The sequence below is a fragment of the Bacillus sp. FSL K6-0073 genome, from assembly GCF_038006085.1.
Taxonomy (GTDB): domain Bacteria; phylum Bacillota; class Bacilli; order Bacillales; family Bacillaceae_G; genus Bacillus_A; species Bacillus_A cereus.
The window spans coordinates 1,292,707-1,305,327 of the sequence record NZ_JBBOUN010000001.1 but is presented as its reverse complement, the minus strand read 5'-3'; the positions used below and the strand labels follow the sequence as shown (position 1 = coordinate 1,305,327).

Genomic DNA, 12,621 nt, shown 5'->3' with positions numbered 1-12,621 from the left:
GATTTATTTATCTCAAAATCTAACTAGACTTACAAAGGGAGGAATTGGAACATGAAATTAGGCATTGTAATTTTTCCATCTAAAATGATTCAAGATAAAGCGAACGGATTGCGTAAACGTTATGACCCGCACTACGCATTAGTTCCGCCACATATTACATTGAAAACACCCTTTGAGGCGCAAGATGAACAATTAGAGTCGATTGTAAACGAGTTACATACAATCGCAAGTAAAACGAACCCTTTCACCCTTCATGTTGGGAAAGTTGGTTCATTCGCACCTGTTAATAACGTCCTTTACTTTAAAGTAGAAAAAACACCTGAACTTACTTTCTTAAATGAAGAAATGCATAGCGGGTTATTCACGCAAGAACGCGAATATGCTTTCGTACCTCATTTAACAATCGGACAAGGCTTATCAGATGCAGAGCATGCTGATGTGTTGGGCCGATTACGTATGAAAGATTTCTATTACGAACAACCAATTGATCGTTTCCATCTTCTATATCAATTAGAAAATGGAACATGGACTGTACACGAAACATTCCGTCTTGGAAAGGGGAACAACTAATTTGCACGCACAGATTGTACAAACGGACGAACAACTAAGAGATGCATTCTCTGTACGTAAACAAGTGTTTGTAAATGAACAACGTGTCTCTGCTGAAGAAGAGTACGATGAGTTTGAAGAAACTTCAACACACGTTGTTATATATGACAATGATGTTCCAGTTGGTGCTGGACGTTTTCGCACCCTTGATGGTATCGGAAAAATGGAACGCATTTGCGTGCTAAATTCCCATCGTAAAAAAGGCATCGGAAAAATTGTTATGGATTCGCTTGAAGCGTATGCAAAAGAAAATTCGCTACCGAAATTGAAACTTCACGCTCAAACACATGCTGAAGATTTCTATAAAAAACTTGGATATGTAACAAGTTCTGATGTATTTATGGAAGCAAATATCCCGCACATCGTAATGATAAAAGAATTGTAATTTGAAAGCAGGAGGTGACCCCTCCTGTTTTTTTACATTGCTATTTTCTTTTTCTTCCGCTAAAGTTAAATGTTGATGCTATAGTTTTGAAGGTGAACATATGACACAAGAAAAATTTTCACAAAAATCGTTAACACACGCTGATATTCCGCGTGCGACATTTCATATTCCAAAAACATCTACCCATTTAATTATGGAAGAAGATGTAGATGCGGCTTATTTCCGCGCTCTCGAGCAACAAAATGTTTTTTTAAACGAAAAACAATTAGAAGCCGTGCGCACAACAGAAGGTCCTGTTCTTACACTAGCTGGTGCCGGAAGCGGGAAAACATCTGTTTTAACAACTCGCGTTGGTTATTTAGTAAATGTAAAACAAGTTCATCCACGAAATATTTTATTACTTACATTTACACAAAAAGCAGCTGAAGAAATCCGAAGTCGTGTTGCGAAGTTACCAGGTATGAATCATGCAGCAAGTAGCTACGTTGTTGCTGGTACATTCCACTCTGTTTTCTTAAAATTGCTTCGTAGTCAAGGGTATAATCAGCAAATTTTAGCAAATGAAAAACATAAACAAATTATGATAAAAAAAATTTTAAAAGAATTGCGTTTAAAAGACGATTACGATGCGGAAACGATGCTCGCGATGATTTCACTTGAGAAAAACAAATTAAATCGTCCGAAAGATGTAAAAGCGAAAACACCAGTCGAACAAGAATTTAAAGAAGTATACGAACGTTTTGAAGAGGTAAAACAAAGATACAATTATATTGATTTCGATGACATCTTATTGGAAACATATTATATGTTAGAAAATAATGCTCCTTTACTAACTCAATTACAACAACGTTTTCACTACATTGAAGTAGATGAGTTTCAAGATACATCCTATGCACAATATGAAATTGTAAAATTGTTAGCCACGCCAAGAAATAATTTATTTATCGCAGGTGATGACGACCAGGCGATATACGGCTGGCGAGGAGCAAGTCACCAAATTATTTTATCTTTTCCAAAAGAATTTGATAACACAACAATCATTGCACTAAATACGAATTATCGATCCAATCCCTTTATCGTCGGGCTTGGAAATGAAGTTATAAAATTAAATCAAGAACGTTTTGATAAAGAGCTATACTCCGTTCGTGAGGAAGGTGTACAACCTTTTTATTCAAGACCTGCTACGACTCTTGATGAAGCAAATCAAATTTTACAGCTCATTCAAGAAAAAGTAGATAGCGGTGAACGAAACTATAAAGATTTTTGTTTACTGTATCGCACACATTCTGTAAGTCGTTCGTTACTTGATCAGCTTACCATTCATAAAATCCCGTTTATTAAACACGGGGCGAGCCAATCATTTTATGAACATTCTTTAATTAAGCCTGTATTAGATCATTTAAGACTCGTGATTGAGCCGTTTCGACTAGAATCCCTTTCAAACATATTGCCGACGATGTATATCGGACGTGATGATTGTATTTCATTTATTGAACGTGAACAATGGAAATATGGTGAGGGGCGCTTCCCTTCTCTTCTTCATTTCTTACTATTAAATCCAAGCTTAAAACCTTTTCAAGTGAAAAAGGTAAATGAGCGCATCGATTTTATTAAGTTTATTAAAGAATTAGAACCGAAAAAAGCATTAAAAGAAATCATTCATGGTAAAGGAAAATATTTAGAGTACTTGCAAAGTAACGATCGTTCTTCCTTTACAATGCATAAAGACATACAAGAAGAAATGTTGGAAGAATTAATGGAGTCTGCCACTCGTTTCACCGATATTCCAGCTTATTTACAATTTATCGACGAGGCGATTCAAGGTCAAAAAGAAATGGAAGCATTAAAAACAATGCCGCAAAAAGATGCCGTTTCACTTATGTCAATTCATAACGCAAAAGGCCTTGAATTTCCATGTGTCTTTTTACTTGGAGCGAGTGATGGAATCCTGCCCCATACTTCTTCTTTAAAAGATGCAAATGATCGTGTTACGGAAACTTCTGAAGCGTTAGAAGAAGAACGCCGGTTACTGTATGTCGCCATTACACGTGCGAAAGAAGAACTTTACATTTCTTCTCCGCAATTTTTCAGAGGAAAGAAATTAGATATATCTCGTTTTTTATATACTGTGCGAAAAGATTTACCTGAAAAGACATCCACTAAATAAGGATGTCTTTTTTTATATCACGCTATGTACATCCCTCCTATATAAATTCCTTGTTTTTATCGTGAGAATTAACGTAATATCAGCCATATCCCACTCATATTGTAATAGTGTATGTCAGAACTCACGAGAAGGAGTGAACATAATGAGCTGCAATTGTAATGAAGATCATCAACATGAGTGTGATTTCAACTGTGTATCGAATGTCGTTCGTTTTATACATGAACTACAAGAATGTGCAACGACAACATGTGGATCTGGTTGCGAAGTTCCATTTTTAGGTGCACATAACAATGCATCAGTAGCGAATACACGTCCTTTTATTTTATACACAAAAACCGGAGAACCTTTCGAAGCATTTGCACCATCTTCAAGCCTTACTAGTTGCCGATCTCCCATTTTCCGCGTAGAAAGTATAGATGATGACGACTGTGCTGTATTGCGTGTATTAACTGTAGTTTTAGGTGATGGTACCGCTGTACCACCTGGTGACGACCCAATCTGTACGTTTTTAGCTGTACCAAATGCAAGACTAATATCAACCTCCACTTGCATTACTGTTGATTTAAGTTGCTTCTGCGCTATTCAATGCTTACGTGATGTTTCTATTTAAAACTAAATAATGAGTTAAGCATGGATTGGGTGGCAGATAATTCTGCCACCCAATCCATGCTTAAAGAGTATTCTTATGTAAATTTCTTAAAATTGGGAACTTGTCTAGAACATAGAACCTGTCCTTTTCATTAACTGAAAGTAGAAACAGATAAAGGAGTGAAAAACATGTTCTCTTCTGATTGCGAATTTACTAAAATCGATTGCGAGGCAAAACCAGCTAGTACACTACCTGCCTTTGGTTTTGCTTTCAATGCTTCTGCACCTCAGTTCGCTTCACTATTTACACCACTACTATTACCTAGTGTAAGTCCAAACCCAAATATTACTGTTCCTGTAATCAACGATACAGTAAGTGTCGGAGATGGCATTCGAATTCTACGAGCTGGTATTTATCAAATTAGTTATACATTAACAATTAGTCTTGATAACGTACCTACTGCACCAGAAGCTGGTCGTTTCTTCTTATCATTAAATACACCAGCTAATATTATTCCTGGATCAGGTACAGCAGTTCGTTCTAACGTTATTGGTACTGGTGAAGTAGATGTATCCAGTGGTGTCATTCTTATTAACTTAAATCCTGGTGACTTAATTCAAATTGTGCCAGTTGAGTTAATTGGAACTGTAGACATCCGTGCGGCAGCATTAACAGTTGCACAAATTAGCTAGTAAAAAGCGGTATTTCTAATACAGAAATACCGCTTTTTATACATAATAAAAAACACTCACAGTAGCATGAGTGTTTCATTCTTCATATTGTTTTATTGTGTTCTTCTTTTTCCCGCAATTGCATCCCTTTTTCTTCACAAATCCTTGTTGTTGTAATTGTTCTTGATATGCCTGTTGTTGTGCTTGGTGTTGTTGCTGTATTTGATACCACTGCTGCAGGTCATATGAATTTTGCCTTGGATTATTGCTCACAGCAAACATCTCCTCTACTGTCAATTCTGTCTATTTACTATATGAACAACTTTTTATTTCCGTTCCCTCATTCTTTTAAACTCCGCTTTTTCTCGTATTATGAAAATATATTATTCTCCCATAAAATATCCTGTAATCGTTTCAATGATTGCTGCTGCACCTGCAATAGCTAATAATGCAAGTAACGGCTCCGCAACGATAGGGATCCAATTATATAAAACTAATAAAAAAGCACTAACCCATACACCTGTACACCAATAACAGCTTAATAATTCGCCAATCCACTTTCTTAATCCTTTACCTTTCACTTTTGTAAACGTTGATACACTTCCATCCGGCTCCGTAATCTCTAATTCATCAATAAATGGTCTTCGCAAAAAGGCTGTTATTTTATCATATACAATTAAACGAGTGAGCCTAAAAGCTGCTAACGCGAAAATAAAAAATAAAAGCCAGCTTGTAAACAGCATAATTTCACCTTCCCTTATCCTCTTTCGCCTATTTAAAAAAAAAGGTCTTGAGATTGTGACCAAATCTCCTCGACTCCAATATCTTATTAATGTAAATACAAACAAGAAGATAAGGAGTGACATTAATGAGTTGTAACGAAAATAAACACCATGGCTCTTCTCATTGTGTAGTTGACGTTGTAAAATTCATCAATGAATTACAAGATTGTTCTACAACAACATGTGGATCTGGTTGTGAAATCCCATTTTTAGGTGCACACAATACTGCATCAGTAGCAAATACACGCCCTTTTATTTTATACACAAAAACTGGAGAACCTTTTGAAGCATTCGCACCATCAGCAAGCCTTACTAGCTGCCGATCTCCAATTTTCCGTGTGGAAAGTGTAGATGATGATAGCTGTGCTGTGCTACGTGTATTAACTGTAGTATTAGGTGACAGTTCTCCGGTACCACCTGGTGACGATCCAATTTGTACGTTTTTAGCTGTACCAAATGCAAGATTAATATCTACAACTACTTGCATTACTGTTGATTTAAGCTGTTTCTGTGCGATTCAATGCTTACGCGACGTTTCTATCGTAAAGTAAACTAAAAAACTATTGGGGTGGTAGAAGCTTTCTACCACCTTTACATATTTAAAAACCGGCCATACTAATCGATTGGATATCATCTATAGACAACCTAATATCTCTCATACTATTTTGCGGCATAATAGATACAATGCCATTACGATACGATATGATCGATCCAACATATGAGACTGTAGCTGTTTTTATTCTGCATCTTACTTTCGGAATGTAATGAGGGCGGTTTAGTAAAAAATGAATTTTTTCATCATTATTCATATCCTTAAATGATTTATTATACGGGACAGTTCTTACTGATTCTGGTTCTTGCTCTTCTTGTTCTATGTGTTCTTCTTTTTCTTCTTCTATTTTTTCTTCCACTTGCTGCTCTTCTTGTTGTTCTTGTTCTATTACCTCTTCCACAGCACTGCTTACAATATTTTCATGTCCATTACTTTTCTCTTTTTGATCTTCATTTTCAAAGTTTGTCAGAATAATCCTTTTGATTTTCGGTGCAGCAAGTTCTAAACTTACTTGCGTGATATATAACAACGGTTTTCCAACTGTTGAACTTTTATTTTTATTCTTCACACTCGTCCCTCCCACTTCCATACGTAGCTGAATAAATCGTGTACTATTATAGTTATATTCATTACGTAGTAAGAACTTTCGTTAAAAATCGTTCTTTCTCAGAACAAATAAAAAGGACAATCTCAGCATTTAGAGATTGTCCTTTAAAAATTAATATTATATTTATCCTAGGATATGATACCCTGAATCAACGTGAATGTTTTCTCCTGTTACACCGCGTGCTAAATCACTGAATAGGAATACTGCTGTATCGCCAACTTCTTCTTGCGTTGTTGTACGACGAAGTGGTGCGCGCTCCTCAATTTCTCTTAAGATTGAGTTAAAATCGCCTACACCTTTTGCAGATAACGTACGAATTGGTCCTGCAGAAATAGCGTTAACACGAATACCGTGTTGACCTAAATCGTTCGCTAAATATTTCACGCTCGCTTCTAATGAAGCTTTCGCAACACCCATAACGTTATAATTTTTCACAACACGCTCGCCGCCAAGGTATGTTAACGTTAAAATATTTCCGCCTTCTGTCATTACTTTTTTTGCTTCTCTTGCTACAGCTGTTAAAGAGAATGCGCTAATATTTTGTGCAAGTAAAAATCCATCGCGAGAAGTATCTACAAACTCACCTTTTAAGTCATCGCGATTTGCAAAAGCAATACAATGTGCTACACCGTGAATAGTACCTACTTCTTGTTTAATTGTTTCAAAGCAAGCTGTAAGTTCCTCATCATTCGTTACATCACAAGGTAATACAAGTGATTCTTGTCCTTCTAATGTGTCCGCTAATTCACGAACGTTTCTTTCTAAACGTTCTCCTGCATATGTGAATATTAATTTTGCACCTGCATTATGCAAAGAGCGAGCAATTCCCCATGCAATACTTCTTTGGTTCGCAACGCCCATAACAACAAATGTTTTCCCTTGTAATAGTTCCATGATATATCCTCCCAGAAATACTTATACTTGTTATTAGTACCTGATACTATAATTATAGTACCATAAAACCGCTTAAAGGCAAACAAAAAAGTCATTAACAGAAATTTGTTAATGACTTTTGGTTTCTATAAAAAACCGCTCTAATCCTTCTTCCCAAGACGGCATTTGTGAAAAACCATTTAATCGTAGCATGTTATGTTGAAAAACAGAATATTTGGGTCTCGCAGCTGCAGCCCCGAATTCTTCCGTTGAAACAGGTAATACATTCACTTTCATATTGGCGTACGAAAATATCTTTTGTGCAAATTCAAACCAAGAGCATGAACCACTGTTTGATACGTGGTATGTACCGTATAAAGAAGTATGAATGAGCTTATTAATAACCATATTTAAATCCGCCACATACGTAGGAGAGCCAACTTGATCCGCTACAACGGATATTTCATCTCTTTCTTTTCCTAATCGCATCATCGTTTTCACGAAATTATTTCCATATTTACCATATAGCCACGATGTGCGAACGATAAAATATTTATTATGTAACTCTTTGACGAACTGCTCCCCCGCATACTTAGAGGCCCCATATATATTTATCGGCGCTGGACTATGAAATTCGTCGTATCCATCTGGTCTGGCACCTTGAAATACATAATCAGTACTAATATAAACTAGCTTCGCCCCTACTAATTGTGAAGCAACCGCTACATTTCGAGCTCCGATTGCATTTATTCTATACGCAAAATCCTGTTCTTTCTCCGCATGATCTACTTTCGTATAGGCAGCACAATGAATAATTATATGTGGTTTTATTTCTTGTACCACTTGTTGTATTCGGGATATATTTGTCACATCTAATAACTTTTTATCAAATGGATATATATCATATTCTTCAGAGTCTAACTCTTCAAATAGTTGCTTTCCTAATTGACCGTTTGCTCCTGTTATGATAACCCTCTCTTTCATTTAACATGCCCCTTACTGGTCTTTTAGTGGTTTCCACCATTCCTTATTCTTTTCATACCATTTCACCGTCTCTTGTAATCCTTGTTCAAACGTGTATTTCGGTTCCCAATCAAATTCATTCTTCATTTTCTCTGCATCAATCGCATAACGACGATCGTGCCCTAAACGATCTGTAACATATTCAATGTCTTTTTTTGTTTTTCCTAAAAGAGTAATAATTTGTTCCACAACTTCTACATTTGTTTTTTCATTATTTCCACCTATATTATATACTTCTCCGACACGTCCCTTATGCAGAACAACATCAATCGCACTGCAATGATCCGTTACATGTAACCAATCTCTTACATTTAAACCATCACCATATAGCGGTAGTTTTTTTCCTTCTAGTGCATTCGTAACCATTAATGGAATTAATTTTTCAGGATACTGGTACGGTCCATAATTGTTAGAACAACGCGTTACTATAACCGGTAATTGATATGTTTTATAGTAAGATAGAGCTATCATGTCCGCGCTCGCCTTACTTGAAGAATATGGACTATTTGGAGCTAACGGTGTTTTCTCTGTAAACTTCCCTGTTTTTCCTAAAGAGCCATACACTTCATCCGTTGACACTTGCACAAGTTTTATATGCGAATATTTTTTAACTAGTTCTAATAAAGTGACCGTTCCAATTACATTTGTATCATAAAAAGGAATCGGATTTTCAATACTACGGTCCACATGTGATTCAGCTGCAAAATTTACAATCACTTGTACGTCTCGCTCTTTTATAACGTGTTCTAATAGCTCTCCATTTTGAATTTCTCCTTTTACAAAAGAGTAATTCGGGTGATCCTGAAGAGATTTTACGTTATTTAAATTCCCACTATATGTTAATGCATCGTAATTAATAATTTTATATGTTTCATAACTTTGTAGCATGTAATGAACGAAATTACTTCCAATAAATCCAGCCCCACCTGTTACTAATATATTCATAAACAACTCTCCTACTTAAAAACTATCTTCATATTCCTCTAGTAATGGTAATATCTGATCCTTATCGGACAATATAGGATCGGTTACTGGCCAAGGAATTGCTAAATCTTTATCTTCCCAAAGTAATCCTGAGTCATGCTCTGCGCTATAATATTCATCTACTTTATACATAACGATAGTATGCGGGACAAGCGTGCAAAATCCATGTGCAAACCCTTTTGGCACTAGTAATTGCCGATGGTTATCTGCACTTAAAATATATCCTTTCCATTGTTTAAATGTCGGTGATTTTTTTCGTAAATCAACGATAACATCATAAATTGCCCCTTGCATAACTTGAATGAGTTTCGTTTGTGCTTTCGGATTTTTTTGAAAGTGTAGTCCCCGAATCGTTCCTGCCTTAGCCGAATAAGATACGTTATCCTGTACAAATGAATACGTTATCCCTAATGTTTCTAGCACCTGCTTATTATAGCTCTCTGAAAAAAAGCCACGATCGTCTCCAAACAACCTCGGTTCTAACAATTTTGCATCGGTAAAATTTGTTTCTACAACTTTCATATTCTCACCTATTCTCCGTTAAACTGTTTCCCAAAATTAATATCCCGTGCTAACGTATTCGCCTTTTGAAGCGAAGCATGAGTTCCCGCATCAGTCCACCAGCCGCTCATTTCATTATAAGTAAGTACCCCTCGCTTTAAATACCAATTATTTATATCTGTAATTTCAAGTTCCCCCCGTGCAGAAGGTTTTAATTCTTTAATATAAGAAAAGACTTTCGAATCATACAAATAAATTCCCGTAACCGCATAAGAACTTTTCGGCTCTTTCGGCTTTTCTTCAATTTCAACTATTTTTCGGTTTTGAATATGTGCTACGCCAAATCTTTCGGGATCTTCTACAGATTGCAATAGCACTTTCGCACCTTCTTTTTGGTTTGCAAACTCTTCAACATACGGAAGAATATCATCTGAAAAAATATTATCCCCTAATATAACTACCATACGATCATTCCCGACGAAATCTTCACAAAGCCCTAACGCCTGTGCGATCCCGCCCGCTTTATCTTGCACACGATACGTAAAGGACACTCCAAATTCATGACCACTCCCTAAAAAGCTAACAACATCCCCCATATGCTCTTTACCTGTAATAATCATAATATCTGTAATATCGCATTGTTTTAGCTTATATACCGCATGATAAATCATCGGATACCGACCAACAGGAAGTAAATGTTTATTCGTTACTTTCGTTATTGGATATAATCTCGATCCAGTACCACCTGCTAAAATAATTCCTTTCACTTTGCATCTCTCCTTTATGATGGAGATAATATATCTTTGTAATGTTCTACAAACACTTTCCGGTACTTCTCATATGTATCCGCATCAAACTCATCCCCGTTGTAATGAATACACCATAAATTTGCTTGATTTGGGATACCGATTAAATAACCAGCCCTTTGAAACTCTAAAGACTGTGACACATCATAAAAGTGAAACCCTTGAAACAAATCTTCTCGCCACGGAATATCATACTGCGTTGCCATGAATAAACCATCAATTGCCTGAACTGACAAAAATGGTTGATTGCCATAAAAAACCTGATCTAAATTTAATAATTGATAATTCCGTCTTCTATACTCAATCACTTTCCCTACTAAATTTTTCCCTTCCCACCATATCCCGTTATTCGGTAAAAACTGAGCCCCAGCGACTCCTATTAAACCAAGCTTTTCATTTTCTTTAAAAAGAGATATAAGTGTAGAAAACATGTCTCGATTAATAAGATATGTATCTTGATGTATATACACTTTGTATTTCGCTGGATATGAAAGGGCTCGGTTGTAAGCACTTGCCATACTTTGTGCATCTCGTATCGGAAAAATTTGTACTGTGTAACCTGGGGGAACAAAAATGTTTCTTATTTGGCTCTCACATTGTTTGAAAAGCTCCTCATTATTTACACAAACAACGACTAATATTGTATGATCTTTCATTTTTGTCCCCCCTTTTATTCTTCCTTATTTACATCTGACATATAGTGTTCCACAAATATTTTCCGATACTTTTCATAGTTCGTCATATTCACATCAAAATGATAATGGATACACCAAGCATCGCGCTGTACAGGTACACCGACTGTATATCCTGCTTTTTTAAATTCAAATGATTGAGATACATCATAAAAATCAAATCCGTCAAATAAATCTTCTCGCCACGGAACATCATATTGTGTCGCCATTAATAAACCGTCAATACATTCTACAGGAATAAATGTTTTTGATTCATGATACGGTTGTTCTAAACTTGCCATATAAAACAAATCATTCATATAACCAATGACCTTTCCTACAATTCCACGCCCTTCGTTCCATACGCCAGTCGGAGGAACATATTGCGCTCCAACCATCCCAATCATCCCAAGGTGTTCATGTTCCTCAAATAATTGAAGTAATCCGTATAAAAAAGCCCTATTTATAATAAAAACATCTTGATGTAAATAAACTTTATACTTCGCTGGATGCGAAATGGCTTGATTGTATCCACTCGTCATACTTTTCGCATTTCGAATCGGCATAAATTGTACAATATACCCTGGCGGTACTAACAATTGCAATATATGACGCACGCAGTTTGCATACAATTTCCGATCATTTATACATGTAACAAATAATATTGTTTTGTCTGCAGCACTCATAATTGTGATTTTTCAGCTTCAATAATATACTGAAATACAACTGTCTCAGCCATGAAGCCACTTCCAAGACGATATTTTTTACAAATTCCATATAACTCCTCAATAAGCGGTTCATACATTTTATGATCAACATATACACGATCTACTTTACTAATAACATATCCTGCTTTTAAAAACATTCTTAGCATTTCATTAAATGTAAAGAAACGAATATGTGTTTTATCTAATAAACCATATTCTGTATACGTCCAATTTCCAGCAAGTAAGGGAGCTAATACTGAAATATGAGCAATGTTTGGTATACTTGCTAAAATCACACCATTTTGCTTTATATATGGCTTTACTTTTTCTATTACAGCCCACGGATCAAATAAATGCTCTAATACATCCCCAAATATGACGCAATCAAATTGCCCCTCCTCATAAGGAAGATCTATTTTTTCTATATCCCCTAAAATAACATGATCTAGTCTTTCTTTCGCTTTTTCTGCCGCCTCTGGAAACGCCTCAATTCCTGATACACGTGTACCATTTTCTTTAATAGCCGCTCCCAATGCACCGCTCGAGCAACCAATATCAAGAACTTCTTTCCATTCCTTTTTTATATGCTTTAATAAATTCGGATTCGCTGCATTATAATAATGTTCGGATTTTTCTTCATATAAAGAACTTTTTTCGCGATTCATTTCACACACTCCTTATGCAAATTGAATT

The 12,621-nt window shown here is 35.9% G+C and carries 17 protein-coding genes; 6 read left to right on the top strand and 11 right to left on the bottom strand.

Annotated features, from left to right (window positions below):
• Positions 1-51 precede the first annotated feature (51 nt).
• The 5 genes from MHB52_RS06860 (at position 52) to exsF (ending at position 4,442) form a co-directional block, all read left to right on the top strand.
• The gene (locus MHB52_RS06860; protein ID WP_000765863.1) at positions 52-570 is read left to right on the top strand and encodes a YjcG family protein; all 519 of its coding nucleotides are present in this window, start codon (positions 52-54) and stop codon (positions 568-570) included.
• Position 571: 1 nt separating this feature from the next.
• Complete coding sequence (locus MHB52_RS06855) at positions 572-994, top strand: GNAT family N-acetyltransferase (protein WP_061662857.1); 423 nt, start codon at positions 572-574, stop codon at positions 992-994.
• Positions 995-1,094: 100 nt separating this feature from the next.
• Entirely contained in the window at positions 1,095-3,161 is a 2,067-nt protein-coding gene (locus tag MHB52_RS06850) for an ATP-dependent helicase (RefSeq protein WP_044795499.1), read from the top strand.
• Between the two features lie 142 nt (positions 3,162-3,303).
• The gene (cotY, locus tag MHB52_RS06845; RefSeq protein WP_001277719.1) at positions 3,304-3,771 is read left to right on the top strand and encodes a spore coat protein CotY; all 468 of its coding nucleotides are present in this window, start codon (positions 3,304-3,306) and stop codon (positions 3,769-3,771) included.
• A gap of 167 nt (positions 3,772-3,938) precedes the next feature.
• The gene (gene exsF, locus MHB52_RS06840; protein ID WP_000492942.1) at positions 3,939-4,442 is read left to right on the top strand and encodes an exosporium protein ExsF; all 504 of its coding nucleotides are present in this window, start codon (positions 3,939-3,941) and stop codon (positions 4,440-4,442) included.
• Positions 4,443-4,517: 75 nt separating this feature from the next.
• On the opposite strand, the gene MHB52_RS06835 is transcribed toward exsF, so the two are convergent.
• Positions 4,518-4,703 (bottom strand): hypothetical protein, encoded by a 186-nt coding sequence (locus MHB52_RS06835; RefSeq protein WP_033682795.1) that lies wholly within the window; start codon positions 4,701-4,703, stop codon positions 4,518-4,520.
• Between the two features lie 101 nt (positions 4,704-4,804).
• Positions 4,805-5,164 carry a DUF1360 domain-containing protein gene (locus MHB52_RS06830; protein WP_000899662.1) on the bottom strand — a complete coding sequence of 120 codons (360 nt, stop codon included), beginning with the start codon at positions 5,162-5,164 and terminating at the stop codon, positions 4,805-4,807.
• A gap of 125 nt (positions 5,165-5,289) precedes the next feature.
• Between MHB52_RS06830 and exsY the strand changes: the two genes are divergently transcribed.
• Positions 5,290-5,754: an exosporium assembly protein ExsY gene (gene exsY / locus MHB52_RS06825; protein WP_001277740.1), complete on the top strand. Its 465-nt coding sequence runs from the start codon at positions 5,290-5,292 to the stop codon at positions 5,752-5,754.
• Positions 5,755-5,802: 48 nt separating this feature from the next.
• Here the strand turns inward: exsY and MHB52_RS06820 are convergent, their stop codons facing one another.
• The 9 genes from MHB52_RS06820 to MHB52_RS06780 form a co-directional block, all read right to left on the bottom strand.
• Positions 5,803-6,324 carry a spore coat CotO family protein gene (locus tag MHB52_RS06820; protein WP_016117424.1) on the bottom strand — a complete coding sequence of 174 codons (522 nt, stop codon included), beginning with the start codon at positions 6,322-6,324 and terminating at the stop codon, positions 5,803-5,805.
• Positions 6,325-6,486: 162 nt separating this feature from the next.
• Positions 6,487-7,257: an enoyl-ACP reductase FabI gene (fabI, locus tag MHB52_RS06815; RefSeq protein ID WP_000421886.1), complete on the bottom strand. Its 771-nt coding sequence runs from the start codon at positions 7,255-7,257 to the stop codon at positions 6,487-6,489.
• Between the two features lie 108 nt (positions 7,258-7,365).
• Positions 7,366-8,220, bottom strand: a complete 855-nt coding sequence (gene rfbD, locus MHB52_RS06810; RefSeq protein WP_000664648.1) for a dTDP-4-dehydrorhamnose reductase — start codon at positions 8,218-8,220, stop codon at positions 7,366-7,368.
• Between the two features lie 12 nt (positions 8,221-8,232).
• Positions 8,233-9,204: a dTDP-glucose 4,6-dehydratase gene (rfbB, locus tag MHB52_RS06805; protein ID WP_001024171.1), complete on the bottom strand. Its 972-nt coding sequence runs from the start codon at positions 9,202-9,204 to the stop codon at positions 8,233-8,235.
• Between the two features lie 15 nt (positions 9,205-9,219).
• A complete protein-coding gene (gene rfbC, locus MHB52_RS06800; RefSeq protein WP_000869413.1) occupies positions 9,220-9,765 on the bottom strand; it encodes a dTDP-4-dehydrorhamnose 3,5-epimerase in 546 nt (181 codons plus the stop codon).
• Between the two features lie 8 nt (positions 9,766-9,773).
• Entirely contained in the window at positions 9,774-10,511 is a 738-nt protein-coding gene (locus MHB52_RS06795; RefSeq protein WP_000676160.1) for a sugar phosphate nucleotidyltransferase, read from the bottom strand.
• A gap of 14 nt (positions 10,512-10,525) precedes the next feature.
• Positions 10,526-11,206: a glycosyltransferase family protein gene (locus MHB52_RS06790; protein ID WP_000651520.1), complete on the bottom strand. Its 681-nt coding sequence runs from the start codon at positions 11,204-11,206 to the stop codon at positions 10,526-10,528.
• A 14-nt stretch (positions 11,207-11,220) separates the two neighbouring features.
• On the bottom strand, positions 11,221-11,907 hold the full coding sequence (locus MHB52_RS06785) for a glycosyltransferase family protein (protein WP_001271183.1): 687 nt from the start codon (positions 11,905-11,907) through the stop codon (positions 11,221-11,223).
• Positions 11,904-12,593 carry a class I SAM-dependent methyltransferase gene (locus MHB52_RS06780; RefSeq protein ID WP_061662856.1) on the bottom strand — a complete coding sequence of 230 codons (690 nt, stop codon included), beginning with the start codon at positions 12,591-12,593 and terminating at the stop codon, positions 11,904-11,906. The genes MHB52_RS06785 and MHB52_RS06780 overlap by 4 nt, the downstream gene beginning before the upstream one ends.
• Between the last annotated feature and the right edge of the window lie 28 nt (positions 12,594-12,621).